This window comes from Mesorhizobium montanum, from assembly GCF_033977145.1.
Classification (GTDB): Bacteria; Pseudomonadota; Alphaproteobacteria; order Rhizobiales; family Rhizobiaceae; genus Mesorhizobium; species Mesorhizobium montanum.
Genome location: NZ_JAVIJF010000021.1, coordinates 113,621 through 139,288 on the forward strand (window position 1 = coordinate 113,621; position 25,668 = coordinate 139,288).

The 25,668-nt window shown below is 59.2% G+C and carries 24 protein-coding genes and 8 pseudogenes; 16 read left to right on the forward strand and 16 right to left on the reverse strand.

What is annotated here, in order from left to right:
- Positions 1–535: 535 nt before the first annotated feature.
- Positions 536–793, reverse strand: a pseudogene (locus RFM68_RS25950) (thiamine phosphate synthase); the annotation flags it as partial.
- 262 nt (positions 794–1,055) lie between these two features.
- Between RFM68_RS25950 and RFM68_RS25955 the strand changes: the two are divergent.
- Together RFM68_RS25955 and RFM68_RS25960 are read left to right on the forward strand one after the other, a co-directional pair.
- A pseudogene (locus RFM68_RS25955) lies at positions 1,056–1,220 on the forward strand (helix-turn-helix domain-containing protein); the annotation flags it as partial.
- 59 nt (positions 1,221–1,279) lie between these two features.
- Positions 1,280–2,437 carry an acyltransferase family protein gene (locus RFM68_RS25960; protein WP_320235875.1) on the forward strand — a complete coding sequence of 386 codons (1,158 nt, stop codon included), beginning with the start codon at positions 1,280–1,282 and terminating at the stop codon, positions 2,435–2,437.
- A gap of 68 nt (positions 2,438–2,505) precedes the next feature.
- Here the strand turns inward: RFM68_RS25960 and RFM68_RS25965 are convergent, their stop codons facing one another.
- On the reverse strand, positions 2,506–2,826 hold the full coding sequence (locus tag RFM68_RS25965; RefSeq protein WP_320235876.1) for a YMGG-like glycine zipper-containing protein: 321 nt from the start codon (positions 2,824–2,826) through the stop codon (positions 2,506–2,508).
- Between the two features lie 222 nt (positions 2,827–3,048).
- Here RFM68_RS25965 and RFM68_RS25970 point away from each other — a divergent pair, with 222 nt between their 5' ends.
- Positions 3,049–3,213, forward strand: coding sequence for a recombinase family protein (locus tag RFM68_RS25970; protein WP_320235877.1), 165 nt, complete (start codon positions 3,049–3,051; stop codon positions 3,211–3,213).
- 394 nt (positions 3,214–3,607) lie between these two features.
- Here the strand turns inward: RFM68_RS25970 and RFM68_RS25975 are convergent, their stop codons facing one another.
- The 4 genes and pseudogenes from RFM68_RS25975 to RFM68_RS25995 all read right to left on the reverse strand — a co-directional run.
- On the reverse strand, positions 3,608–4,855 hold the full coding sequence (locus RFM68_RS25975) for a GGDEF domain-containing protein (RefSeq protein WP_320235909.1): 1,248 nt from the start codon (positions 4,853–4,855) through the stop codon (positions 3,608–3,610).
- Between the two features lie 435 nt (positions 4,856–5,290).
- Positions 5,291–5,596: a hypothetical protein gene (locus RFM68_RS25980; RefSeq protein WP_320235878.1), complete on the reverse strand. Its 306-nt coding sequence runs from the start codon at positions 5,594–5,596 to the stop codon at positions 5,291–5,293.
- 653 nt (positions 5,597–6,249) lie between these two features.
- Positions 6,250–8,685 carry a putative bifunctional diguanylate cyclase/phosphodiesterase gene (locus RFM68_RS25990; protein ID WP_320235879.1) on the reverse strand — a complete coding sequence of 812 codons (2,436 nt, stop codon included), beginning with the start codon at positions 8,683–8,685 and terminating at the stop codon, positions 6,250–6,252.
- Positions 8,686–8,920: 235 nt separating this feature from the next.
- A pseudogene (locus tag RFM68_RS25995) lies at positions 8,921–9,236 on the reverse strand (winged helix-turn-helix domain-containing protein); the annotation flags it as partial.
- Between the two features lie 92 nt (positions 9,237–9,328).
- Between RFM68_RS25995 and RFM68_RS26000 the strand changes: the two are divergent.
- The 3 genes and pseudogenes from RFM68_RS26000 to RFM68_RS26010 form a co-directional block, all read left to right on the forward strand.
- Complete coding sequence (locus tag RFM68_RS26000; protein WP_320235910.1) at positions 9,329–9,550, forward strand: hydrolase; 222 nt, start codon at positions 9,329–9,331, stop codon at positions 9,548–9,550.
- A gap of 80 nt (positions 9,551–9,630) precedes the next feature.
- Positions 9,631–10,596, forward strand: coding sequence for an alpha/beta fold hydrolase (locus RFM68_RS26005; RefSeq protein ID WP_320235880.1), 966 nt, complete (start codon positions 9,631–9,633; stop codon positions 10,594–10,596).
- A gap of 341 nt (positions 10,597–10,937) precedes the next feature.
- Positions 10,938–11,390 (forward strand): annotated as a pseudogene (locus RFM68_RS26010) (transposase); the annotation flags it as partial.
- Between the two features lie 123 nt (positions 11,391–11,513).
- Here RFM68_RS26010 and RFM68_RS26015 read toward each other — a convergent pair.
- Both RFM68_RS26015 and RFM68_RS26020 read right to left on the reverse strand, forming a co-directional pair.
- Positions 11,514–11,813, reverse strand: coding sequence for a DUF982 domain-containing protein (locus RFM68_RS26015; protein WP_320235881.1), 300 nt, complete (start codon positions 11,811–11,813; stop codon positions 11,514–11,516).
- A gap of 276 nt (positions 11,814–12,089) precedes the next feature.
- Positions 12,090–12,233: pseudogene (locus RFM68_RS26020) on the reverse strand (IS481 family transposase); the annotation flags it as partial.
- A gap of 565 nt (positions 12,234–12,798) precedes the next feature.
- Between RFM68_RS26020 and RFM68_RS26025 the strand changes: the two are divergent.
- Positions 12,799–12,972 carry a KTSC domain-containing protein gene (locus RFM68_RS26025; protein WP_320235882.1) on the forward strand — a complete coding sequence of 58 codons (174 nt, stop codon included), beginning with the start codon at positions 12,799–12,801 and terminating at the stop codon, positions 12,970–12,972.
- A gap of 133 nt (positions 12,973–13,105) precedes the next feature.
- Here the strand turns inward: RFM68_RS26025 and RFM68_RS26030 are convergent, their stop codons facing one another.
- Together RFM68_RS26030 and RFM68_RS26035 are read right to left on the reverse strand one after the other, a co-directional pair.
- Positions 13,106–13,291, reverse strand: coding sequence for a DUF3606 domain-containing protein (locus RFM68_RS26030; protein ID WP_320235883.1), 186 nt, complete (start codon positions 13,289–13,291; stop codon positions 13,106–13,108).
- Between the two features lie 334 nt (positions 13,292–13,625).
- On the reverse strand, positions 13,626–14,543 hold the full coding sequence (locus tag RFM68_RS26035) for an NADP-dependent oxidoreductase (protein ID WP_320235884.1): 918 nt from the start codon (positions 14,541–14,543) through the stop codon (positions 13,626–13,628).
- Positions 14,544–14,931: 388 nt separating this feature from the next.
- Between RFM68_RS26035 and RFM68_RS26040 the strand changes: the two genes are divergently transcribed.
- Together RFM68_RS26040 and RFM68_RS26045 are read left to right on the forward strand one after the other, a co-directional pair.
- The gene (locus RFM68_RS26040; RefSeq protein ID WP_320235885.1) at positions 14,932–15,183 is read left to right on the forward strand and encodes an SGNH/GDSL hydrolase family protein; all 252 of its coding nucleotides are present in this window, start codon (positions 14,932–14,934) and stop codon (positions 15,181–15,183) included.
- A 907-nt stretch (positions 15,184–16,090) separates the two neighbouring features.
- On the forward strand, positions 16,091–16,702 hold the full coding sequence (locus RFM68_RS26045) for a hypothetical protein (protein ID WP_320235886.1): 612 nt from the start codon (positions 16,091–16,093) through the stop codon (positions 16,700–16,702).
- 105 nt (positions 16,703–16,807) lie between these two features.
- On the opposite strand, the gene xth is transcribed toward RFM68_RS26045, so the two are convergent.
- Both xth and RFM68_RS26055 read right to left on the reverse strand, forming a co-directional pair.
- Positions 16,808–17,578: an exodeoxyribonuclease III gene (xth, locus tag RFM68_RS26050; protein ID WP_320235887.1), complete on the reverse strand. Its 771-nt coding sequence runs from the start codon at positions 17,576–17,578 to the stop codon at positions 16,808–16,810.
- A gap of 658 nt (positions 17,579–18,236) precedes the next feature.
- Entirely contained in the window at positions 18,237–18,800 is a 564-nt protein-coding gene (locus tag RFM68_RS26055; protein WP_320235888.1) for an EF-hand domain-containing protein, read from the reverse strand.
- A 187-nt stretch (positions 18,801–18,987) separates the two neighbouring features.
- Here RFM68_RS26055 and RFM68_RS26060 point away from each other — a divergent pair.
- Positions 18,988–19,170: pseudogene (locus tag RFM68_RS26060) on the forward strand (integrase); the annotation flags it as partial.
- Positions 19,171–19,270: 100 nt separating this feature from the next.
- Here the strand turns inward: RFM68_RS26060 and RFM68_RS26065 are convergent.
- The 3 genes and pseudogenes from RFM68_RS26065 to RFM68_RS26075 all read right to left on the reverse strand — a co-directional run.
- Positions 19,271–19,884: pseudogene (locus tag RFM68_RS26065) on the reverse strand (methyltransferase domain-containing protein).
- A gap of 114 nt (positions 19,885–19,998) precedes the next feature.
- A complete protein-coding gene (locus tag RFM68_RS26070) occupies positions 19,999–20,319 on the reverse strand; it encodes a YMGG-like glycine zipper-containing protein (protein ID WP_320235876.1) in 321 nt (106 codons plus the stop codon).
- 186 nt (positions 20,320–20,505) lie between these two features.
- Positions 20,506–20,757 (reverse strand): annotated as a pseudogene (locus RFM68_RS26075) (type II toxin-antitoxin system HicB family antitoxin); the annotation flags it as partial.
- Between the two features lie 64 nt (positions 20,758–20,821).
- Here RFM68_RS26075 and RFM68_RS26080 point away from each other — a divergent pair.
- Both RFM68_RS26080 and RFM68_RS26085 read left to right on the forward strand, forming a co-directional pair.
- On the forward strand, positions 20,822–22,387 hold the full coding sequence (locus RFM68_RS26080; RefSeq protein WP_320235889.1) for a recombinase family protein: 1,566 nt from the start codon (positions 20,822–20,824) through the stop codon (positions 22,385–22,387).
- Positions 22,388–22,389: 2 nt separating this feature from the next.
- A complete protein-coding gene (locus RFM68_RS26085; protein ID WP_320235890.1) occupies positions 22,390–23,226 on the forward strand; it encodes a plasmid partitioning protein RepB C-terminal domain-containing protein in 837 nt (278 codons plus the stop codon).
- 28 nt (positions 23,227–23,254) lie between these two features.
- Here the strand turns inward: RFM68_RS26085 and RFM68_RS26090 are convergent, their stop codons facing one another.
- Positions 23,255–23,614: a hypothetical protein gene (locus tag RFM68_RS26090; RefSeq protein WP_320235891.1), complete on the reverse strand. Its 360-nt coding sequence runs from the start codon at positions 23,612–23,614 to the stop codon at positions 23,255–23,257.
- 53 nt (positions 23,615–23,667) lie between these two features.
- On the opposite strand from RFM68_RS26090, the gene RFM68_RS26095 reads away from it, so the two are divergent.
- The 4 genes from RFM68_RS26095 to RFM68_RS26110 are packed head-to-tail and all read left to right on the forward strand — an operon-like array spanning position 23,668 to position 25,230.
- Positions 23,668–23,946 carry a hypothetical protein gene (locus RFM68_RS26095; protein ID WP_320235892.1) on the forward strand — a complete coding sequence of 93 codons (279 nt, stop codon included), beginning with the start codon at positions 23,668–23,670 and terminating at the stop codon, positions 23,944–23,946.
- A complete protein-coding gene (locus tag RFM68_RS26100; protein ID WP_320235893.1) occupies positions 23,946–24,326 on the forward strand; it encodes a hypothetical protein in 381 nt (126 codons plus the stop codon). Before RFM68_RS26095 ends, RFM68_RS26100 begins: the two co-directional genes overlap by 1 nt.
- A gap of 2 nt (positions 24,327–24,328) precedes the next feature.
- A complete protein-coding gene (locus RFM68_RS26105) occupies positions 24,329–25,033 on the forward strand; it encodes an SOS response-associated peptidase (RefSeq protein WP_320235894.1) in 705 nt (234 codons plus the stop codon).
- An 11-nt stretch (positions 25,034–25,044) separates the two neighbouring features.
- Entirely contained in the window at positions 25,045–25,230 is a 186-nt protein-coding gene (locus RFM68_RS26110; protein ID WP_320235895.1) for a hypothetical protein, read from the forward strand.
- Positions 25,231–25,668 lie beyond the last annotated feature (438 nt).

Sequence of the window (25,668 nt, forward strand, 5' to 3'; positions counted from 1 at the left end):
CATTCCCGATTCGAAGCTCTTCCCGAAAGCTTCGTAGTCTGCCACTCGCACTACTAAACAAAAGATCAGGACGACCTCGACGTGGTGATTGAGGACGGTCGTGGTGGTTCATCGAATCAAAGGTAAAAGCCTCGGCAGTGTGCCTCCGCACAATTTTCGAGGACTGGGCCAGTTGCATGACGCAGTACGCGACAGGTTCGTGCGTGGGCTGGTTGTATGACCATGACTGTGTGAACACCGTTCGGTGAAACTGCAGGCGGCCCGCTGTCGATCTTGTGGTCAATGTAAGTCGCATAAAAGGGCGGCCTGGTACCGCTGACCGGCATGCCCCACTCCTCGCTGGGCGGCGTGCCCCGATCAACACGATCTCGCCCGTTCTGATGGACGCGAAATGCGGTATTACAGTCCAGACTCAAATGGCTAACCATCCGGCTGCGTTCTTCCGAAGCTTCTCGAAGATGAACCGCTTGCATTCGCGCACACTGTCTTCGAGCGACGTCGAATTGGCTAGATGTGCGGCTATGGCGCTGGCCAACGTGCGCGCTTCGGGATCGTCATTCAGCATAATGTCCGTGACCATTGCCGCAGTGTCTGCGCCGGCCTCGAAGACACCATCGAGCCGGTCCGGATTCAAGCCGCCAATGGCAACCAACGGACTCGGTGCCAGCCGGCGCTTCCACGCGCTGATCCGTTCGAGCCCTTGCGGCGCCCATTTCATCTTCTTCAGGATGGTGGGATAGACCGGGCCGAGCGCAATGTATTCGGGCGTGGCGGCCATTGCCGTTTTCAGGTCGATTGTCGCATAAAAGGCAGGTTGGAATTAGCGGCTCAAAGCCGCAGCGGCGTGTCAGTGAAGTGCTCGGTATAGAATGGCGCGTTTCAGCCAGCTCGCCGCAGAGAAAAAATATATTTAATTCAAGCCATTTTTAGGTTCCTAGATTCTGCGACTTTCCGTTGCAGCAGCTAAGTTAAAATGTCCGGATCTGGCAAAGTAGGAATGTCGCTCCTGCTTGTGCCTTGCCAATCTCCTCGCCTTCAGCATGGGAGATCGCAGATTGGGACTGGTTCTAATGAGCGAACGCGAACTGCAGCGTATTGAGGTTTTGTCGAAGGTTATAGAACGGCGGATGACAAGCGTTGCGGCCGCAAGCGTGCTTGGCGTTACAACTCATCAAGTTCAGCGACTATTGAAGACGTTCCAGGCAGACGGCGCTGCGGCGGCCCTTGCCTTGACATTCCGGTTCCGGTGGCCATGCTGCAATGCAGCATGGAGTACAGAATGACCGAGTCATCGCGTATCGAATGCCTGGATGGGTTACGCGCTGCCGCCGCGCTGTGGGTTGTGGTGGGACACTGCCTAATTCTGACGGGCTGGCACATCCCGGTTCTTGGCGACCCCGCGCTCGGTGTCGACCTGTTTATCATGCTGTCCGGCTTCTTGATGGTTTTCCACTATCAGTTGCGGCGGGATCGCGAGCCCTGGCATAGCCCTGCGACCTGGTTGAGATTCTGGACGCGACGGTATTTTCGAATTGCGCCGCTTTTTTACGTGATGCTCTTCTTGGCGCTGGCACTCGGACCTCTTCTCTACGAGGCCCGGATGTCGATCGATTCATTCCTGCAGCGTGTTCCACAGGCGTCCGATCGTTTTCTCGACGACAGCCTGAAGAACGTTCTCGCCCATCTCTCATTTCTCTTCGGCCTTTCCCCGAACTATGCCTATCGGACGCCGCTGCCCGACTGGAGCCTGGGCCTCGAGATGCAGTTCTACGCCGTCTTTCCTGCACTTATGCTGCTGGTGAGCCGCTTCGGCTGGTTCTGGAGCGTCATATGCGTGGCAACGCTCGGCGGCATTGCCGCCTTGTTGCTTTCCGCAATGTCGATTCACTATCCTATGCCATCGTTCCTGCCGCTGAAAATCCAGGTATTTCTGTGCGGCATGCTTCTGGCCGGCGCGCTCGACAAAGCGCGGCCGCGGCCACTGCTCCATCTTGCCTTGGCAATGGCGCTTGCCGCCATTCCCGTCGGCGACGGCTATGGGTTTTCGAAATTCCTCATACGCGAGGCGCTGGTGATGGCCTTCTTTGCCCTCGTCCTCTACCGGATGCTGCCCGGCGCGGCGAGCGCCTTGGCCCGAAAGATTGCAGTCGCGCTGGGCGGAGGCCTGTTTCATGTGCTGGGCGAATTATCCTACAGCATCTATCTGAGTCATCTGCTGGTTTTGCAGCCCGTCGCCGCCTTTGTTTTGGCGCGCTTCGGCAACGACATGGACCCGCCCTTTCGCTTCGCCGTCGTGTTCCTGATCGTGCTGCCGGTGGTTTGCGCGCTGTCCTGGATTACTTACAAGGTCATCGAAATGCCCGGGCAGACGCTGGGCCGCGTCTCACTGCGCTCGTTCGCGCGCAAGTCGGCGCTTCAATCGAGCGCCGCCGAGTGAAAGAGATTTCGTCTTGGTAGAACCGGGGTTCTCCCCGTCGACGTGGCGACGGGGAGAAGCAGATGTCATCAATAATTGCCGTTGTAATAGCGATCGTCGCAGGGCGCGGTATAGATGCGGCCGTAGCGATCCTGGTAGCGGCATAGCTGCCCGCCGCGCGGCTCCTGCGGCGTGGTGGCGCTGCCGACGACGGCGCCGAGCAAGGCGCCGCTCGCAGCACCAATCACCGTGCTTTTGGTGTTGCCGCCAATCGCCTGGCCAACGAGCGCGCCGCCGGCGCCGCCGAGCAATGCGCCGGTCGTGGCCCGCTGCTGGCCTTCGGTCTGCGTCTCGCATCCGGCGAGCGCCGCGGTCATCAGCACCGCGAGAATGGCCTTCTTGATAAACATCACTCGAACTCCTCTGAAGCCCCCGGGGGACTGACAGGCTGGGGCGAACAAAGCCCCGAGTGCGTTCGCATTGCGGCGGAACAGCGGCGCGCCGGCTCACGAAGTGAGTCAAAGTTTCCCGGCGGTTGAAGACAATGGTTGCCAAAGACTAAACCGATAATTCCAACCAAGCCGCGTGCCCTATATCACTGGATCAAGAAATCGGCACATCGGTGCAAGGCGATGGGCAAGGTTGCAGCGGTCGGCACCGGTCCTCAAGAGAGGCGAAGGGTTCGCGCGGCCCAATATGTGCGAATGTCCACCGAGCAGCAGACATACTCAATCGCAAACCAGAGGGATGCCATCCGCGACTACGCAGCACTCCCCATGGCCGCGCCGCCCGCCTGAAGCGTCGTGCGCGTGCGCGGGCATTGCGAATGGCGGGATCTGTCCGATCGTAGCCGTCTGTGCGACATCGCCAAGTCGGTCATTCCCGACGTTATGATCCATGAGCTCGGATAATTCAAACGGCGTTGTTGTTGGCCCATTCTCGCGGACAAGCCGCACTCCAGGCGACCAGGTTAGCGTCTTGTTCTCGGCCTTTGCCGTTTACGGCGCCGGCCTGGGGCGCGGTGAGCCTTGGCCTGCGAGGCCGAGCTGGAACGCCAGCATCTGCGGCTGCCACCGCGAACATGCTCGTGGGGCTGTGCATGTTCGATGCCGAGCGACGGCCGGTTTTTGCAACTAGGCGCAGACCTCTGCCACCTGCAGGAGACAACATCGCGTCGCCTACTCGTCGGGATCACCGTGTCGAATGAATACGTTTGCGCCCGAACGAGTCCGGTCTGTGGAGCAGCACTCGGTTGCGGCCCGTTTGCTTGGCCAGATAGAGTGCCGCATCCGCTTGCCGCTGCAACTGCTCTGGCGAGATGGCCTCTTCAGACGTCTGAACCGCAACTCCAATACTGAGGGTGACGCGGCGGGACACGCGGGATCCAGGGTTGGGAAAACCGGCGGCCTCAACGCTCTTGCGAATTCGCTCGGCCACCGAGGCGGCCTCTTCCTCATTCACCCCGGGCAGGAGCACGAGGAACTCTTCGCCGCCATAACGAGCCACATGGTCGCGATCTCGCCTGACGTTCTCCTGGATGATCCTCGCGACCTCGATCAGACAGCGATCGCCCTCGGCATGGCCGAGGTGATCGTTCAGCTTCTTGAAGTGATCAATGTCGCACATCAGCATCGCCGCACCGTCGAGGCAACGTTTGTCACCTCCCCACAAATGGTCGAGCGTTTCCGTCATCCAGCGCCGGTTGGCGATGCCGGTGAGCGGATCGGTCTTCGCCAGGAGTTCCAGTCGATCGTTCGCTTTAGCCAGTTCGGCGACCCTGCGCCGGTCGCGCAGCTCAAACAGGAAAGTCTTCTGAGCGAGAATTGTCATGATGCGACGCGCTGCGACTGTTGCGAAGATACTGCTGGCGAAAAACAGCGTGGCAGCCACTGCGCTCTCAGGTTCGATAGCCGGGTTCTGCAACTGAAACATGAGGTAGAGACCGAGCGCCAGAGCGGCGATGGCGACCGTCCAGGCTAGCGGGATCCCGAAGATGATGATGGCTGTAATGGCCACGAACAGCATGATGTTCAAATGCCGTTCGTAGAACTCGCCGCCAGCACTTACGCCCACCAACGCAACCGACAACAAGATCAGGAACATGCCTGCGATTAGCGAAGTCCCTTGGACCCAGGGTGCCCTCGGTTTTCGCCACATAAGGACGACGACAATAGCGACGGGCGGAACGATAGCGCCAGGCAGCAGCATGGACTGGGCGATCGGGCTTGGAAGCATCAGCATGTTGAACGCCAGGGTCAGCACATCCAACAAAGCCACCCAGATCATCCAGGCGCGGATGATCTTGGCCGTTTGCGGCCAAATACTTGCTCGAAACAGGCGTTTGATCTCACCATTGAGGCGGATGTCGCGCGTGCGGTGCGCCAGAAGCCGGTCCACTTCGGCAGTTAAGGCAGGGTTATCCTGCGCGTCGAGGTGCATCGGATCTGACACAATCGATGGACCCTTTAAACCGATACTCTTGAACTCCGTCCGAGCCATACGGTCGTCGGCAATACGCAAGAATCGCAAATTGTCCTGACGATTTGATTTCTAGCAGCAACTGATTTGCGAATTCAGCCGTAACGCTACGATAGGCAACCGGGCAGAGGTGCATCATTGACACAACTCGCCACCTACCGGTCGCGCGGCCACCTTGCACCGTGAAAATCCAATATCGGGCCGTCAGCTCAAGGCACCTAGGATCCCGAGCAGCAATGCGCCTCAATTCAGCCCTTCCGTGCGGCTGAGACGCAAGTCGTACCCGGTCGTTAGTTCGGTGAGTTCGACAGTGGCGACAGCTGCACCGACCGCCGCATGTACGCTCCAAGCGAATTGCATCAGCGCGCCGGCAATGCTTGGTTCGGGCGCTGCCAACTACTGGGCGCCCGGCGTCCATTCGGGCAGCGGCGCCAGGCTTCGGTTGAACTGCTTCCACCACATGGCCTCATCTATCTCGCAACAGGCGCGAAGCATAGCGTGCGCCTTCTCGAAAGCCTGGGTGGCGAGATCGTCGAACGTCATCTGCGCGTCGTACGGCACCGACACCACCAGTTCCTGACCGGTCTGCGTGCCGCCTTCGTCGACCTGAAGATAAAGCCAAACGACGAAATGCGCGCCGTTGCCGCTCGCGTCCGCATTGCCGATCTTGATGCGGTCGATGCCTGCTGCGGTGACTTTCATGCCAGGACCTCTTCATTCGAATTCACGATGAACCGCAGAAGTCCGCAGCCATCAGGAAGGTTCCTTGTCCGTTGTCCCTATGGTGAAGTATTGATAAAGAGTTGGTTTGTGCCCCGACCTTCATGAACCCCAGGTGGGGTGGAACCATCCAGAAACCAGGACCAGGTCGCAAGAGTCTCCTTCACTGAAGGACATCGCGGGTGACCTGTTGGAAGTCTCCGTAGCGCCACAAGCGATCATGCTTGACCTCGATCGATCTCACTCTGGTGTTGTCAAAGTCGAGAGCTGGTCGGTGTCGTATCGGTCGCGAAGGTCGGCTAGCGCTTTCGGATCGGGCGAGCCTCGCGCGGCGAGTTCGGCAAGCTCTTCGAAGTAGCGCTCGTATTCGCGCCGCCCGTCTGCCCGAGTAGTGCGACGTTGACCTTTTGTGATCCTGCCGGACCGCTCCACCTGCAAATGCATGCGTCGTCAGCCCAACCGGATGTGTTCGGCTTGCGCCACCAGCCGCAATCACATCGATGTCGGCACCGGTCTGAGAGACGAAAACGGCTCCCATGAAGGCGTCATTGCCGCGGAGAACCAAAATTGGCGGGCGGCGGAACCGAGGTCGACCTCTTGCCCCTGTGCAATTGGGAAAGCCGGAGGTTTGTCGATCAGGCTGTTAGGCTATTAGGCACTGCAAAAAGTGCATGAACCTCGGATGCCGGCATCGGTCGCCCAAATAACCATCCCTGGACATCGGTGCAGCCATGTTCCTTGACCAGTTGGTATTGATCCTCTGTCTCGACGCCTTCAGCAGTGGTTGTCATGCCGAGCGTGGCACCGAGCTCGGCGACGGCCTTGACGATCGCCCGGCTTTCGCTGCTCTCGCACATCAGGCTAACAAAGCTGCGGTCGATCTTGATGCGGTTGAACGGAAACGACCTGAGATAGCTCAGCGACGAATAGCCAGTTCCGAAATCATCCATGGCGATACTAATGCCGAGGTCGCGCAAGCTGTGGAGCGTTTGAATGGTGTATTCATTATGGGCAAGCAGCACCGACTCGGTGATCTCGAATTCGAGTCGCGACGGAATGAGATTTGAGGCCGCGAGTGCCGAAGCAATCTGAAGGGGTAGTGTCTTCTGCTTGAATTGGGCAGGCGAAAGGTTGACGGCAACCTTGATCGATGAGGGCCATGTCGCCGCGTCGGCGCAGGCTTGCCTCATGATCCATTCACCGAGGCCTTGGATAACCCCGGTTTCCTCGGCAAGCTGGATAAATTCCGAAGGTGGCAGCAGGCCAAGGCGCGGATGATCCCAACGCACAAGTGCCTCGAAGCCGGTAAGTTTCGACGTTTTCGCGTCGTGTAGCGGCTGATAGTGCAGCACAAACTGCTTGTTCTCCACGGCAAGCGCCAATTCAGCTTCGATCTGGCGGCGCTCCTGCAAGCGCGCGTCCATGCCGGGCTCGAACGATCGGCAGGTACCACGGCCTTCCATCTTGGCCTTGTACAGGGCGAGGTCGGCATTTCGGATTAGGACTTCCGAGCTCTGTCCGTCGGCGGGGAAGACTGCGATGCCGATGCTGCTCCCAATATTGATCTTGTGGCCTCGGATCAAGAACTCGCCGGACAGGGCGTGAATGATCCGGCTTGCCAGCGCGCCAGCCTGTCCGTCGCCATCGAGGAGCAGCTGAAGGATGATGAATTCGTCGCCGCCGACTCTCGCGACCATGGCGGTTTCCCCGGCTTGGTCCTTCAGCCGCTTCGCTACGGCACGCAGAAGCTCGTCTCCGACCGGATGGCCGAGCGTATCGTTAACAGGCTTGAAGCGGTCGAGATCGACGCAATGGACGGCCAGCCTTTCGCCCTCTCTGAGGCTCCTCAGCGCCTCGTCCATCGTGTCGGCCAGCAGACCGCGGTTGGGCAGGCCGGTGAGGATGTCATGCGAGGCCAAGTGCTGGATCTCGGCTGTGCGTTCTTCCACCCGACGCTCCAAAGTCTCGGCAGCATTGACCTGCATCGATATCGTCCGCCCGATCGCATACCAGCAGGCCAGCGCAAGCAGCGTGACGATCGCGATTGCTGCATAGCCAGCAAACTCGAATTCGCGCACTGACTGGGCATCCGCATTGGCATTGAACTTGCTGTTGGGAAAACCCACCCAGAGTTGCCACGCGCTTCTCGGATCGTTGAGTGAAAGTGGGATTACTTCAGAGTAGATCAGCTTCGGGTCGGGCGCGGCGAACGAGTGAGTATCGGTGGCCAGCGACGTCGGCAGCCGGTGCTGGTCGGATTCGAAGCCGTAGCCCGGATTGACGATGACATAGTCGGTGTTGGGCAGGAGTTTCCTCAGCGCCGAGGTGAGCATGATGGCCGAGACGGAGCCGCGCAGGCTACCGTCGGCTGCGAAAACCGGAACCGAGAGGATGAAGCCGGATCGATCGGCATCGTTGCCGCTATGGATAAACCCAGTGTTGTCGCAGGTGATCAATTCCTTGGAGCCGATAATCGGCACGTTGAGCCCGTCGATGTTGCTCGAATTCGGATAGTTTGCCTTCAGCCAGGCAAGTTGTTTCGCAAGCTCATGGTATTCGTAGGACTCGATCTCCTCGGCTGGCCGTGTCAGTGAATGGTCGTCCAGCTTTGCGAGCTTTTTGGAAGCATCGACGTCGGTCCGCCCCCTGGCGTTCACGATCAGCTGGTCGAACTGGAGGATAGGCTCCTCGAGCTTGCCGGTTACCGGGTCGTAGCGGTCGGGGTCGAAATCCAGCGGCAGGAAATAGACTTCGGAGATGGAAACGTTATTGGCCAGGTTGTTATAGATTTGCTGGATCGTGGCGCGGCCTTCGTCGCCAAGATTCGTCCCATGCCGGTCGAGGTTTCGAACACTTGGCAAGTATGCCAAGGTCCGAACGTTCTCGTAGATGGCGCGCAAGGCGTCTTCGACTGTCTTGGCAGTCGCTCTGGATGCCGCCTGGGAGTTTTCGGTGTAGCGTTCCCTGGCCAACGCGAGGCCCCGCTGTGCGTCGATGTGCAGCGCCGCGAACATGGCCGCGCCGATCAGCAGGATCAGAACAAATCCGGTCATTCGCCTGAAGGCGTTCATGCGAAAACGTCCCCACAATCGGCAAACACTAACGCCAATACAGTTTCAGAAGCGCTAACTAGCAATGCTTACACTCGAGCGCTTTTGCGCCGCTATAGCGGGCGGTTCTCAGGCGCGTACCGAGGCCGCGAGCGCACCGGCTGCCATCGGGGAGATCAAGACCTAAAGAGCGGCGAGCGAGCGTCCAACGCATTGCCCGGGATGTCGTCCTTCGGCTCGGGGATAGTTCCATCGGCTACGACATTGTGCCGACGTCGAGGTCCGAGGAACCGGCATCGTTGGCGCGGGGGCGCGCTGAGCCAGATCGCTTACATGGTCGAATTGTGCCGAGTTTCTTGCGCAGGCTGCTTACATGGACCTCGATCGTGTTGCTCTCCACCTCGGCATCAAAGTCGTAAAGCTTCTCCACGAGTTGCACCTTGGAGGGCAACTGTCGGGCCTCGTCAGCAACGCCTCCAGCGAGGTCCATTCATAGGCTGTCAGTTGAACTGCCTGCCATCCCGACGCACGCTCCGGCGGGCAAGATCGATATCGAGCGACCGAAGCCGAATGAAGTTATCAAGCATATGATGACGCGGACGCATCGGACACGGATTAATTCATCGTGCTCGGCTGGGATATTTCGCCCTAGGGCAGCGAGAATCTGTTTTCGATTACGAAATCGGTTGCCCGGGAAGAGATGACGACGCTGAGCAGCGACTTTCTGATAAATATGCACGCAAAGCAATGGCACGAGGAGACGCGGCAGATCGCACGCAATCGAAAATCAGAGCTGGGCGACGTCTATCTTTCTATACAACGTGCCCCAAATGCGCCAAGGCCCTACGGAAAGAAATATGTCATTGGCGGCACGGCCGGCGACTAGCACCCTCGGGTCATAGCGTTGCCGTCGTTTCCAGGTGATGCGGGTCAGTTTTTCGCTCGTCCCTTGGAGGAGCTTTCGCAATGAGTCGAATTGGCGGTTTCCTGCTGGTCATGATCATCGCCATAGTGACCGCGACCGGTGTGACTTTCCTGCTTTACAGGAACGAGCTTGGTCGGCTGCGCGACGCCGTCGGCCGAGGCAGTCTGGTCGCCAACCTCGACATCGGTCCGATCGAATACGCCGACAGCGGTACGGGCATTCCGCTATTGTCGATCCACGGCGCCGGCGGCGGTTTTGACCTGGGCCTCGCCATTGCTGCCGATCTTGTGGGTGGAGGCTTTCGGGTCATCGCGCCGTCGCGCTTCGGCTATCTGCGCACGCCCGTCCCGCTAGACCCCTCTCCAGCCGCGCAGGGCGACGCGCACGCGGCGTTGCTTTCCAGACTGAACGTTCCCAAAGCGGTGGTCGTCGGCGTTTCGGCCGGCGCCCGTTCGGCGGTCGAGCTGACACTCCGGCACCCTGACAAGGTTGCCGCTCTCATTCTGATCGTCCCTGCCCTTTATTCGCCTACCAGCCCCGTCTCGATCAATGTGAGCCTCACCAACAGGTTCGCGTTCCGGGCCGTCAATGCCGGCGGCGATTTCGCTTGGTGGGCCACTGAGACTATCGCACCGTCGATACCCATTCGCTTTCTCGGTGTTCGGCCGGCGCTGCTAGCGGCCGCGCCGCAGGCCGAAAGGGAACGCGTCATGGGCTTCGTCAGGAGCGTCGAGCCGCTGTCGCTGCGTTTCCCCGGAATCAAGATCGACAGCGTCCCCGACCTGCGTGAGCTGCCGTTGAAAGAAATCACTGCACCGACAATGGTCATCTCCGCGCGCGACGACCTGTTTAACACGCTGCCGGCAGCCGAACTTGCAGCGGCAAAGATCCCCGGTGCCAAGCTGGTCGTCTACGACACTGGCGGACATCTTTTGGTCGGACGGGAGCAGGAGGTTCGCAAAGCAGTCCGCACCTTTCTGGCTGGCGCGGGCCTAGTCATCCGATAGCCTGAGACCATGACGCAATATCCGCTCGAGCAGGAGCCTCATCGATCGACTCCCGTCGAAGGAACGATCGCAAAATAAGGGGTGGACTCAACGAGCAGCTCAGCGTTGATCGGCATACCAGGCCTGCCGCGCGGCAAAATAGCTGCCCACATCACGGCTGACCGGAAATCACGTCTTCTTCGACCTTGCCGTTACGCCCAAGGGAGAACGGGGCAGCTCGGATATTCAGTTATCCTCGAGCGAGGGCACTTCAAGACGGCAAGGCGGTAGTGTGCTGAGAGTTCTGCAAATTCGCTGAGCGAGGGCGGTCATGGCAGGCTGGTGATGTTCAACGTCACCTGATTCCCGCGAAGGAACGCTACCATGACCAAGATCGAGAGAGTAAGACCGCCAGCGCTGCCGTCAAAGACACTCTGCTATCGAACCCGGATGGATTGCACGAGGTGATCCGTGCGGTTATGCAGGAGGTGCTCGAGGCCGAGATGGATGAGGCGCTGGGTGCTTCGAAGAGTGAACGCACGCCGGAGCGGCTGGGCTATCGCTCAGGCTATTACGGCCGCACCCTTGTCACGCGTGTCGGCAAGCTTGAGCTGCGGGTTCCGCAGGACCGGGCCGGCCGCTTCTCCACCGAACTGTTCGAACGCTACCAGCGTTCCGAGCGCGCCTTGGTGGCGACGCTTGCGGAGATGTATGTGCAGGGCGTTTCGACCAGGAAGGTCAAGGCGATCACCGAAGAGCCGTGCGGCCATGCCTTCTCCGCCTTTGCCTACCTCATCCTCGACGCCCGCTACGAGGCCGCCCCGTCATCGGCGTGAAAATCGACATCGGGTATTTCGGGATCGCCGAGCGGATCCGCAAGGCTTATGCGCAGCCGGACATGTTCGTCGACCGCCCCCATTGAGCCGTAGGAGGAGTCGCTATTTTGACCCCGCGACATCGACCACTCCCGCCCTTTCCACCGCATCAATCACAGCCGATCCGCAGGCGCTGACGCCGGCCCAGCGTGCCCACGCGACAAATGCTTTCCGAGCCGCATCGGCCTCACACCGTCCATCATAGGCAGCACAGCAGGCCTCGCTGGCGCATGCATGCAACTTGCTTCGCCTTTCGAACGGCCACTCTTCAAGGAACTCGATGGCATCCATCGTGCAGCATATCGGTCTCACGCCGAAAGGCGCATCGTCGACCAGGACCGGGGGTTCGAAAATGTCTGCCATAGGTTCCTCCGATTCATTTCCGCCGCTCTGCGACGGCTCATAAGCAAACATCTACAATCTGTTGAAGGGCGCTCGCGGCGCCACACCGAAGATATTGGAAGCGCGACTTGCAGCTTCAAGCCGCAGACTGATCGAGGCCGCTGATGAAGGCAGACATTGAGTTTTTTCTTCGCGGCGACTCGGGGCCGTCGACGGCACTCGCGGCTGCTGCCACAAGATTGCAAGTGGCGCTCGATAGACGAAACGAGGGCTTTGGCGGACCGCGGGCCGAGCCCCGGCAGTCCGCGCCCTCCACTTGGCAACCGTCTTGGGGTCGATCCCATGGCGCTTGGAGAGCTTCCTCAGGCTCTCTTGACTATTTTGTATTGCTCGACGGATTGCCTCTGTCGTCGTGGCGCACCCATGCAGAACCTGGCCCATAGTGCCTCCTTCCATTCAAAGGAAAATAGTGCACCATTAAAGCTCGGGATGAAACACCTAGGGCCGAGCGTCTCAGAAAGGCGCCGCGGGCTAAATTTGTCCTGAAGGCCTATCTGGTTCGAGCCTAAGACGCTTTCTACCCGCCGGAAAATCCGGCGGCCGACGCATGCTTCGTTTGTGGTCGGGTACTTGAAAGTGTCGGCCGCCAGTTTTGGGCGGGAGCGATACTATCCACAGGTCGCTAAGCGGATCGATTGGCGCCTAGCCGGGACACAAGGTTTTCGAGCGCCTCCACCTCCGGCGCGTATGAGGAGGCATGCGCAGGATACCGAACCTGCTGCTGGCGGTAGAAAGTCAACCATTTCGGGAGATCGGCGATCGGAAATGTACCTCGCCATTGGTCTTTGACGAGCGTGAAGCTGCCCGCCGTCGAATCGTAAGTCGCTGTCGTCTTCATGATCGCGTTATAGTGCGTGGTCCTGAAACAAAACCCGAGTGCGATCGTTTGAGATTGTCAACCTAACGGGTGCGCCCATGCCGTCCACCTCGATCAGGAGGACAGAATATGATCCGGCTAGCCAGATTCTCTCTGTGTGGTTCGTGGCCAGCGGCAAAACGATATGAGTTTGAGGGCGTGCCCCCGGAAACCTTTGCCGCGTTCCGATCGGCTTTCGCGAAGGGCCGCTATTTCAACCGTCATATTCGCAATCGATTTCAGTACCGCCGTACTCCGGATTAGCTGACAGCTTCGGCTAGCTCATGCTCTGCCTGCTCATCCCAGAGGACCCGCGGCGCCGGAGTCGGCACAGTTCTCAGCAGGGATCAGGATCAACGCTCGGCGGAGTATTCAAAGCTTTCCAACCCACGCTCCATCAACCGTGTAGCTTTCTGGCTTCGCGCTCCAGAGTCTTTCGGTCGTTGCCATGCTCGGTGATCAGTTCCCGAACCTGGTCGGGCGTAATGCGGTGCTGCTTCGCAAAATAGCGAACCTCATAGTCCTCATCCGCGGACACGCGGTCGCGGTCCCGAAAATCTCGCTTGGTCTTGTCGTCTGCCATTGCCGTTCCTCCTGGTCAGAGAGAACTGCTGCCTGCAACGAATGTTCCTATTAGTCAAAGCTAACGGAACCGAAAGGACCATGCGGTATTGAATCGAATTCAAGGAGTGTGGAGTGCCGATGCGCGAGAGTGTAGCAGGCAAGCTTATGGCGTAGTCCCGATTGTTCGGCGGCGTGCGCATGGGAACTAAGTGGATTCGTAGCAGCTTGTTACACAGATCAAGGATGTTTCGGCTTTGAGGTGTTCGGCGACAACAGCCGAGACGATCACCACGATCCAAAGGCCGCGATGATCCATAGCGAGGGCAGAACTGCTCGCCCTGCTCCCCGAGTCCTCACGGACGAACGTGGATTATCGTCTTGCCCGCGCGTCGCTCGGTCGGATTGAAGGCGGCGACGGCATCGTCGAGGGTCGCGACAGTGCCGATGTTCGTCCGCAGTCGTCCGTCCCGCACCCGCTGGACGATCTCACCCAGTTGAGCGCGATCGGACTCGACAACGAAGTCAATCGCCAAGCCGTCGACGGGCCGCGCCTCGGTCGGCCCGACGATGGACACCAGTGTTCCTCCGGCTCGAATCAGCCGCGCGGACCGCTTCTGGATGTCTCCGCCGATGACATCGAGCACCAAGTCGACTCCGCCGACATCTTCCAGGGCGTCATTGTCGAGATCGACGAACTCCTTCGCGCCAAAGTCGAGCGCCTTCTGACGGTCGGCGGCACGTCCGGTGCCGATGACATAGGCACCGGCCTGTCGAGCAAGTTGCGTCACCATCGAACCGACTGCGCCGGCCGCGCCGTGAGCGAGGACGCTCTGGCCCGGCTGAAGACGGCCGTGCTGAAAGAGTCCCTGCCACGCGGTGAGACCCGAAATAGGTAGGCTCGCGCCCTCCGTGAAGTCGATGTCGCCCGGCAGCGGCGCGAGGTTGCGCGCTTCCATGGCTACATACTCCGTCAGTGTACCGTCGCGATGCCAGTCGGCGAGGCCGAACACTCTCTGCCCTACCGACAGCCCTGTCGTGCCGTAGCCGAGAGCGATGACAACTCCGGCCAGCTCGTGCCCAATGATCGACGGTGTTCGGTCGCGGCCGCGGCGATCGGTCCAGGTGGAGGGCCACGCCAGTTCAGTCGGGACGAAGCCCGACGCATGAACCTGAACGACGACGTCGTTTATCGCTGCCTGCGGCTCGGGCCGCTCCACGAGCTTCATTCCGGCGGTTGCCGCGGCTTGGCCCGTCACTACGATCGCTTTCATGATAATTATCTCCTCAGTCCGAAATAGTCCCCCAGCCCATCGCTCAGTACGAAATCCCGGCGCAGCGATCTCTTCGTCATTCTGCCTGAGCTTCAGCCATCGCTCTAGCGGCCGCGTTTTACAAGACTTATCCTCGGACAGATAACGACAGACGTTCACGCTCTGGTGTCTTTCGATTCAGCCATTATACCACTGAAAAGACGGAGCTTTCGCGCGGATTGCGCCTCGGCCAGGACGCTCATGCCGCGCTACTCGGCCTTCTGGTCGAGATCTGCGCGACCGAACTTGGCATCCTGCGAAGGCAAGCCTCCGAAGCGGCTGGCGCCCTTCTTGCGCACCAGGCCGTGGCATCGATGGTCGCCTTCCGCTTCGCAAAGGAGCCAAAGTAGTGGCATTCGGCGACGGCTTGACGTCCGAGCCCCAGTCCTGGGCGGTGATCCTGAGAGAAATGCTGACGATGCGCCGCGGTGCCGAGGAGATTTCGCTGACCATCAACGCGATGGCAGGCGAGACGACCACGCACGGTCTTGTGCGTGAGAGAGAGATTACCGATGCCCGGCCCGACTGGATCCTCTTCCTCTTCGGTACCAATGATACACGCACGCAGGGCTCGCATCGCACCAAGACACGTCCATCATGAGGAGACCGCGCGCCACATTGCGGAGCTGAGTCAACGCGTTTCCTGAGAAACCAAGGCTAGCTGCGTTTGGATCACCCCGCCCTGCGGTCAACGAGGCCCAGGTGGCGGCGCATCCGGGTCAGGTTCGGGGTTCGGTTGGGCAAACCTTGAGCGAGTAGCTAAGATTGTCCGCGACGGCGACGGGCCCCTCATCGACGCCTTCTCTATTTGGTGAGTCCGCCTCCTTCCGACTTCCACATAAGCGATGGTCTGCATTTCACTCTGGCAGGCCAAAGGCGAATGGCGCTCGAGGTGATCCGTGGCTGGAGCAAGCTAAAGTGAAATACCTCGTCATCGGCGCCACGGGAAACATCGGCACCCGGGCCACTCAGCGCCTCATTAACTCCGGGGCACGCCCGTCCGTTTTCGTACGCAGCGCGAAGAGGGCCAAGGCCCTTTCGGCGACCCGGTCGAAACTTCGAACCGGGGCTTGATGGGCGGCGAGCGCCCTGCGTAGTCGATCGAACCTTATGCCTCTCGATTATCGGCAGCTGGTGTCCGAAATCTCTGAAGGTGTGCACATACGACGGTGAAATCAGCATGCAGCCCCGTCAAAAGCGTCGCGGACGTTCGCTGTTCGCGCGAAGCGGCCGTTCCGAAGTCTCTTTTTGATGACAGTTCCCGGCCCCATTCCGGTCGAAGCTGCGCAACGGATGTCATTGAATCAGCTTTGCCGCTGCTTAAGCGCGTGCGTCATAGGGATGCCGATCTCAGGCCAGGGCCGGCCCTTTTGCAACCAAAACATCGCGGATACGTTGTCTGACAGTCCGCTATCAGGAGGAGAATGCCGTGAACGGAATAATATATCTTGTTGGCCTCGTCGTGATCGTATTGTTCATTCTATCGCTTCTTGGACTTCGGTAAGCTCATGGCCAAAATAGCCTCAAGGGAAAGCGCCGCAGTGACCCCAAAAGCGGCTACATCGTCCTATCTTGAATGGGGAGGCATATTTGGCGGGGGTGTCATTGCTTGCGCCATTTCAGTGGTTCTTTTGCAATTCGGGTCAAGCGCTGGTTTGGCGCTGGGTTCTCCGACTCTTCCCAACGGTGGCGCCTCTTGGAATGTGCTCGCGGCCGGGCTGTGGGTAGTGATCGTCGCCATAGCAAGTTCCGCAGCCGGCGGTTATGTAGCTGGGCGAATGCGCACGCGCTGGGAAGATAGCAACGAAAGTGAAAGCGAATTCCGCGATGGCATACACGGCATCGCAGTCTGGGCTCTAGCGACACTCGGAGCGGCGTTTTTCTTGGCGATGATTGGTGGTCACGGCGCGGCCGCCGTGGTCAATCCCGCTGACGCGAAACTCAACGAAAGCACGGAGCGCCTTTCAGCCCACATTACTGCCATATTTAGCTTCGCGACTGCTGCAGGGTCCGCGCTTGGCGCTGCGGCAGCATGGTTTGCAGCGATTACCGGGGGTGAACATCGCGATGAGGGCATCGCTTTTCACCAAGTCGTACCGGTTTTATTGCGCAAGCGTTAGTGCGCAAAAATGCGCTCGCTCGACATGCCCAAAGCCCAAGCACCTTATTTTTTGAGTGGCCACTTCGGGAAGATGCCGCCCGTTGGGTAATCCGGCGCAAACGGTTTAGCCGACGTCGATCCAGGCGGGTGCGTGGTCGCTCGGCTTTTCCCACCCGCGGGTTTCGACATCGACGCCGGCAGCTCGAATGGTCTCCGCAATTGATGGGCTTACAAGCAGGTGATCCATGCGGAGCCCAGAGCTCCGGTCGTAGCCGCCGCGATAGGAGAAGTTCCAATAGGTGTAGATGCCCTTGCCCGGGTGGATCCGACGCACCGCGTCCACCCAGCCCAAGGTCAGCATGCGGGCGTAGGCTTTCCTGCTTTCCGGGAAGAAGACGGCATCGCCCAACCAGCGCGCAGGCGCTACGGCGTCTATTTCTGTAGGGACGACATTGTAGTCACCACAAAGCACGGTGCGTTCGCCTAGCAGTGATTTGCTGTAGGTGGCGAGACGTTCGAACCAGTGGAGTTTGTAGTCGAACTTGGAGCCTGGCGCCGGATTGCCATTAGGCAGATAGATGCAGCCGACGACCAGGTTGCCGATCTCCGCCTCGAGATAGCGGCTGTGCGTATCATCGGGGTCGCCCGGCAAGCCGCGGCGCCGCTCAACCGGATCTCTCCCACGTGCCAGTATCGCAACGCCGTTGTAAGATTTCTGGCCGTGCCAGACAGCGCCATAACCGGCGCCCCGGATCGCCTCGATCGGAAATTTGTCGTCGGAGGTCTTTAATTCCTGGAGGCAGACTACGTCGTAGCTGGTCTCGCCAAGCCACTTCAGGAGCACCGGCAGACGGCCGTTGACACCATTAACGTTGAAGGTCGCGATCCGGGTCACCGTTTGTCTCCCTGCGTAGCTTCGCGTGAGCCTGCAACGCAAGACGCTGTCGCCGGGTTCAACTTCTCTGGAACTGCTGGTCAGCCTGCCGGTTGAATTTCGATAGCCACTCATGGGAGGTCTGGATGGACCGCAACAAAAAATCGAGAGACTCGGAAAAGCAGGAGCGCCTGCAGCCGCGCAAAACACAGGTCGAGAAAAGCAGGAAGCGGCCGTCAAAACGCCCCATAGGACCAACGACTGGGACCGTGACGCAGTGCATGGCGGTGGCGATACCGTCTGCATTGAACCCGACTCCGAATAGCTCGTTCTCACGAACTGCGCTTTCTATTCATCGAGACAGTGGTGCCCGATATTCTGAGCCCGCCAATCGGCCACACCGGTGCGAACGGAGACGGCCAAGACGAACTTCGCCGGCGTTTCCGTATTGAAGTGAACTAGATCGGAGACTCATTTGGGGCGGCTTCGGAAGCTGCCAACTACCGGCGCGAGAAATCCCACTCCAAATTGCGCGGATGGGAAGAGTTTGAAAGCGATGGTCTGCTGCGCTGAAGGCCTATCTAGTTTCCCGTCTCAGCAAGCCTAGGGTGCGATCTACGTTCCGCGCTTCCCGCAGGACGAGCAATGGGGACTTCGGTCAAAATCCTTGAATGGGCAACTACGGCATCTCTTCGCCGTTGGAGCCATGCAAGAAGGACTGGATTTCCTGCAGGTCGATCTTCCCGTCGCCATTCTCGTCGATAGCAGTGAAGATCCTGCCCATCGCGTCTTGAACCTCGTTCTCGGACAGCGATCCGTCACCGTCCGTGTCTAGAAACGCGAACATCAGTCGCATCCCAGCGCCGCGCATCATGTGAGGGCCATGGTGCCCAGCCATTCTGTGCCCTTGGCCCCAGTCGCCGTGATTCTGCCAACGATCGCCATGATCCTTAGCTTCATCGAGACGGTTGTCATCCTCGTTGCGGTTACCTTCTTCGTGACGGTTCCGTTCCTCAGGACCGCGATCCTGTTGCATCCTCTCCTGGACCGCTTGCTCAATCATCTGGCGGATCATTTCACGCGTCGGCCCACCCGCTTTTCCGTTCACATCGGGCAACTGCCCGGCTCCGGGCTGTTTTGTCGTCGGGGTGGGCGCTGGTGAGCCGCTTGTCTGGGCAAGAGCAGGGAAGGTAACGACTATAAAACCGGCGGCCGCAGCCGTCGTGATGCGTGGAAATCTCATGACATGCTCCATCGGTCGTGTTTGCCTCAAGAACCGAGGCCAAACTGGAGCTCGACGCGAATGTTCCGCAAAGCTGGTCAGGTCACGACGAAGTTACAGGAGCATGACCTCAAACCGCGATCTGGTCGCAGTTTTGCGCGAGGAAGACGCTGCAGGAAACGCACGTCCGGATCATCGCCGCCCTTGGTGGGCAGCTTTGCGACGAGAAGAACATGGCACCCATTCGCGTCGTCGAACCAAGGCCTCGATCATATACAAGACGGGCAACTTGCGACCTGTGCAAATTCTGCTCGGGCACGCCGAGAATGCTGTTCGCTACTTTGGCGTAGACACCGAAAACGCACTTACTCTCGCCGAGAGGACTGAAATTCGATCATGGTGGCTCCTCGCGACCGAGGGGCGGCCTTCATTGAAGGTGAAACGCACCCTTGGCTCGGCGCAGCAAGTGCCTTCCATGATGTGAAATCCGCCTAAGCGGATCTTTTGGCGAAGGCCCACACCATCAGGCGATATTCCTCGTCATTGCTCAAGTCCTTCCATAAGCCATAAGCCCGCACCGGACCGCCGACGTGCGCTTGGCGCAGGCCTTGTTGCCCCAGCCGAAGGCCTGCACGTCATCCTCGGCGAAGCCGCCTTCGACCATCATCTGCTTCAGGCCGGCGGGCGTTCAGCGGTTGTAGTCGTGCGGGCGGGCATGCACCCGAAACAGGAAGGGGGCCGCCACCATCGCCCAACCGCCCGGCCTGGTCATAGCGTGGAGGTTGGCGGCGGCCGCCATCGGGCGCTGCACATGCTCCAGCACCTGGTCGCCGATGACGATCGAATATTGCTCTTGCGTGCGGTTCTTGCAGATGTCGAAATCCGGAAAATCGACCGAGCGGTAGTCCGGGCACAGCGTCCGCCAATAGCGGTTCCAGCCTGGCGAGATCTCGATCACGTCGCGCGACTTGCGGTTGGCCGCTTCGAGAAACGTCGTGAAGGCTTCGATCTGGCGGATGCGTAGCCAGTTCCGGTTGTCATAGTGAAGCAGTCGCTTCACCGCCTGTTTGCCGCGATTTTTCAGGGCACCGGCAAGGCTTGTCATTCTCGACGTCCTCCTGCCCGCCGCAAACCCTCATATCCCGCAAAGCGTACAAAAGAATGACGGTGCGAGAGAGCCGGCGCCAGAGGCGCCGGTCTCCACCAGTCAAAAGCTCAATCAATAATTGCCGTTGTAATAGCGATCGTCGCAGGGCGCAGTGTAGATGCGGCCGTAGCGATCCTGGTAGCGGCAGAGCTGCCCGCCGCGCGGCTCCTGCGGCGTGGTGGCGCTGCCGACGACGGCGCCGAGCAAGGCGCCGCTCGCAGCACCAATCACCGTGCTTTTGGTGTTGCCGCCAATCGCCTGGCCAACGAGCGCGCCGCCGGCGCCGCCGAGCAATGCGCCGGTCGTGGCCCGCTGCTGGCCTTCGGTCTGCGTCTCGCATCCGGCGAGCGCCGCGGTCATCAGCACCGCGAGAATGGCCTTCTTGATAAACATCACTCGAACTCCTCTGAAGCCCCCGGGGGACTGACAGGCTGGGGCGAACAAAGCCCCGAGTGCGTTCGCATTGCGGCGGAACAGCGGCGCGCCGGCTCACTAAGTGATTCACGGTTTCCCGGCAGTTGAACACCATGGTTGCCAAATGGGAAAAGCGGCTCTCCTGGCAGTAACCTTTTAGCCGATCCTCAATGCGACCATGATGGCGGCAAGGCCCCGACTGTCGGCTTGTGCCGTGATCCGCTCAAGGGAAGTGGGATCAGGAATAGCCTCGCCGTCGTCGATCAAACCCTCAACGTGGAAGGCGAGAGCCTGTTCAGCAAGTTCGCGCGCCTCGTCGAAACTTGCGCCGGCTGTAACGACACCGGGAAAGTCAGGGAAAGACACGCCATAGTCGCTGGCGTCCTCTTTGTGGATCAGCCCAACGTATTGGTGCATTCCGTTCTCTTGCCGCACGATCATCGACCGCTAGTTTAAAGCACCAGCACGACGGTGCAAGGCGATGGACAAGTTTGCAACGGCTCCCGCCGGTCCCCTTGGGAGGCCAAGGATCCGTGCGGCCCAGTATCTGCGCATGTCCACAGACAGGCAGATCTACTCGATCGACAACCAGAGAGATGCGATCCGCAATTATGCGAATGTCATGGGTTACGACATTGTTGCAACCTATGAGGACCCCGGACGAAGTGGCCTCAGCCTCGGGGGGCGCCCAGGCTTGCAGCGTCTGTTGGAAGATGTGGAAAGCCGGCGAGCCGATTTCGAAACCGTCGTTGTCTACGACGTAAGCCGTTGGGGGCGCTTCCAGAATACCGATGAAAGCGCCTCTTATGAATACCGGTGCCAGATAGCTGGGGTGCGGATCGAGTTCTGCGCCGAGCTATTCGTCAACGATGGGAGCATCGGGTCCGACGTGCTGAAGGCGATCAAACGCAGTATGGCCGCAGAGTACAGCCGCATGCTGTCGAACAGGGTCTTCGCCGGTCAAAGCCGCATAGTCAAACTGGGTTTCAGCGGCGGTGGCCCCGCCGGCTATGGCTTCAGGCGCCTACTTGTTGACGGCTCCGGAAATCCCAAGGCTATGCTTGATCGCAACGAGCGAAAAGGGCTGGCCAGTGACCGCGTCATTTTGGTCCCGGGGCCAAAAGATGAGATCTCGACCGTACGATGGATGTTCAATCAATTCGTGACGAAGGGAAAAACGGAAGCCGAAATTGCGACTGCATTGAACGCTCGCGGCCTGGTCACCGAACGCGGCCGACCATGGACCAAAGCGTGCGTGGGCACGATACTAGCCAGCGAGAAATATATCGGCAACAATATCTGGAACCGAATATCCCATAGGCTTCTGCACAACCGGGTAAGAAATCCGCCAAGCGAATTTGTTCGCGCCAACAACGCGTTCAAGCCGCTCGTGAGCCGGGCGCTGTTCAATCGCGCGCAAGCTATCAAGCGGGCGCGCGCTTACCTCATCCCCGATGAAGTTTTGCTGGCCGACCTTACCAAGCTCCAAAAAAAGCGAGGGAAGCTGTCGTCACCAATCATTGACGCCGCCCCGAGTTGTCGTTCAGCCAGTATTTATTGGCATCGATTTGGAAGTCTCAAGGCCGCCTACCAGTTGATCGGATACGACGCCTCGGCGAATTATCGGAAACTCGATATTGGCAATCGGCTCAATCAGATACGCCAGCAAATTATTGAGGACTTGATGTTGGACATTAGGAGGGTCGGCGGGTCCGCACTTTACGAGTCCAGAAGAAAGCTTATGCGCGTCAATGGAGAATTCAGCGTCGCGATATGGATTGCACGCTGTCGTACCGTCGTCACCGGCTATCCGCGCTGGCAATTCAGAAATCGCGGTCTCGTTGGGCCGGACGTGACGGTCCTGATCAGAATGAAGCGCGACCATCAAACCGTTCGTGACTTCCTGATTGCGCCCGCGCACGAAGCACAGTCTGCCCTTGGCATGCTCAAGGCAGACAATGGCGTGCGCCTCGATGCCTTCCTCTTCGCTTCGCTCGATCCTGTGGTGGAGATGGCGAGACGAGAATCGATTTCGGCAATTCCGTGAAAATGACCAAGGCCGAGCTTCGTCGCTTCATCGAGAACAACCGGCATGCCATTGGTCTGACTGACAAATTGCAGGCGCCGCTGAATCCATTGCGTGGCCCGGCGTTCTTGCGGACCTACAAGCGCCAATTCGATCGTATGCAGGATTTCATCAGAGAAGCCGACGCAGCGCAGCATCAACTGGAAAGCGTCGTCAATGCCACCGGTCAGATCCTACTCAACGCTGCGTTTCGCGCCTTGCTGCAGGCGCATGATCTCGGAACGCTGCCTTCGATCTTGACGCAAGGTTCGCCAAGCGGCGGACCGAATTCCCGTTCTGAGGAACAGCAAGGCCCGTTGTGCTTCACAGCCGAGCCGCAGCTTGTCGGCGGTGTCTGTCTCGAGGTTCTCGACCTTCTGAACGATTTTGGCGCCCCCTTGAAGATTTTTCCCTTGTTGCGAGAGGTTATGCCGAGCCGGCAGGTTGAAATCGTGCGGCTCATGATAGCGTTGGATCGCGTGCAATTTCGAGTGGTGAGAGTCTTGATCGCGCTCACACCACGATCGCAACTCACCGATCCCTTTGCTCGCAGAAAGCAATATGAGGGCATCTCCCCGTCGCAATTGGCTGCCATGGAAACCGACCTGGCCAAGGTCAGCCATGAATATCTGAGCGCCGCCAGCACCCACGGAGCAACAGTGCTCAGCCTAATCGCCGTTACGAGTTATTTTGACAGATTGTTGAACAACCCGAAGTTGGTGCGGTTTCTAGCGCGCCATTTTGTCGGGCACCTTGAGGTGTATCAGAAATTGCTCGACTTTCGCGAAAGTCGATTTCAGAAATGTGCACCGAACGTTTGAACAAAGCGAGCGGATTTGATCTCTCCACCTACTCATCCCACCAGATGACGCGTTTCTCCCAGCGGATTTGAACCAATCGCCTATATCGCATCGTGTGTGCCTGCTCTCCTGTCGGGTGGAATAGCTCGGCGCCCATCCATTCCCGGCTGCCACATTGCTGGCAGCGGACTTTTTTCCGAACTTCATCGATCGTGACGTTGCCGATAACCTCGCGCAGTTCGAGTGGCTTGTAGAAGCGTCTGAGATTGCATTTGCCACAGCGGATGCCGGCCACCTGCCCCGCGTCGTGGGCATGCGTCAGGGTCCAGGCGGCACCTCTCGGCCACTTCTCGGGTTGTTCGGGCATCCCTTGAAATGAGGAACATATTCCTGTGCCGTCAAGAGGCAACTTGACTCTTTGTTCTCTTTTCGTTCACTGTCAGACCAAATGGAGGATTTTCCATGAAATCGATCATCGTCACCGAAGCCGAGCAGCCTGAGATATATGCCACGGTAAAGCGCGAGCGACAGGCAATTCACCGGGCCGTCAACAAAATGGCAAAGCAAATGCGCGGCCTCTCCGATGTCAGCCAGAAGCAGGCCATTGCCGAGTTGATGGCCACATGGATCTTGGCGATCTACCCGGAAAGCATGGAACTGGCGCTGTCACTTTCGGACGCGATGCGCGAACAGACCGACTTTTATCTGAAGGAAAGCAAGGCGGCCGGCCGCGCGCATTGATGGTCAGGCGAAGCAGAGGCCGGCCAGCGCCGACGGTCATCGATCGCGAATGGCCGCATCAAGTCGCGCTTCCCGACGACCTTTGCACGGCGCGCAACTACACGCTGATCCGTGAGTTTTGTGACAAGCATGGCCTCGATCATTGGACACGCAAGGTGCAGGCGATCTGGCCGGATGGTCGCTATGAGGAATGGCGCCTGCACTGCTTTCGCGATCCCGCCACGGCGGACGCTTTCCGCAACCATTTTGTCGGCATAGTCTTCGACCCGGTGAAAGATCGCCAGGGCGGCCGGACGCTCGGCGCTTGGCACCGCAAGGACGAATATAGGCGGATTGTGGATCAGGGGCCGCTCACCGTGCCCAAGGCCCTACGGAGTTAGGCATGTGCAATCTTTACAACATCACTACGTCCCAAGAGGCCATCCGTCAGTGGACGAAGGCGATGCGCGACATCCTGGGCAATCTTGAGCCGTCGCTGGACGTCTATCCGAACCTGCCTGGCGCCGTGGTCCGCAATGCCCCGGACGGCCAGCGCGAACTCGCCAAATTGCTTTGGGGGATGCCGACACCAGCCGAGCGTGTGAAGGGCAAAGCCGACTACGGCACGACCAACATCCGCAACCCGCAATATGGTCACTGGCAGCAATATGTCGGCGTTGAGAATCGTTGCGTTGTGCCTGTCACCAGCTTCGCCGAGCCATCGCCGACCCCGAACGACAAGGATCCTGAAACCGGCATCCAGCGGAACTACTGGTTCGCCCGCGGCCAGGATCGGCCGTTGTTCTTCTTCGCCGGTCTGTGGACCCGTTGGCAGGGCGTGCGGCGCGTGAAGGATGGTCCTGGCGACTTCGAACTGTATGGGTTCATGACCACCAAGCCGAACGCCCTCATCGCACCGATCCATGAGAAGGCTATGCCGGTCATTCTGACCACCGAGGAAGAGATCGATATCTGGATGACGGCGCCGTGGTCGGAAGCCAAGACGCTTCAGCGAACCGCGCCGGACGATGCCCTGATCATCGTCGACAAGCCGGCAACGCAGATCAAATTTCCCGCCGAGTCGCCGGCGCAGGCAACCTTGTTCTGAGGAGGATCGCCATGGACCAGATCGTCACACTGGACAGCCGCCAGGAGGCGGCACTGCAGCAAGTCGCTGCCAATTTTGTGGCACTTCACCAAGGCGACACAATGAAGGCGCTGAAGGAAATGATCGTGCTCAACGGCCATCTTCAGGATGCGCTTGATGCCCTGAAAGGTCGGCAGCGCGGAAAGCGCTATGGATGAGCGACGAACCGGCAAGCCCAGGCGACGTCATCCAATTGCGCGAGCGCGGCTTACCCCGTCATGAAAGCAGAAGGCCGGCGACGAGCACTGTCAGGAGAAGCGACGCGGGCACGGCGAGAAGCCAACGAGCTTCGAGAACGCTGTTCCGATAGTCTTCCATATCCTTCGTTCCTATCTTGGCCTACACGGCTCCAGCACTAACTCCCGCCAGGCCTCTGCTTGTGCTCAACCGCCGTAGCGGGAGCTTTCGGCGTTTTGGTCAACGGAAGGTCTGAGCGTTCGTTCCGAGCGCAGGTATCCAGTCGGCTATCTAGTCCGACTGAAGTCGCACCCCACGGCGCATCGTTCCCAAAGGACGGAACATATAGCCCGCTATTTCATTCCGATCCCAACTGGCGCTTGTGAGTCCCTTTAGCGCCAGTCGATGTTGCCACACCC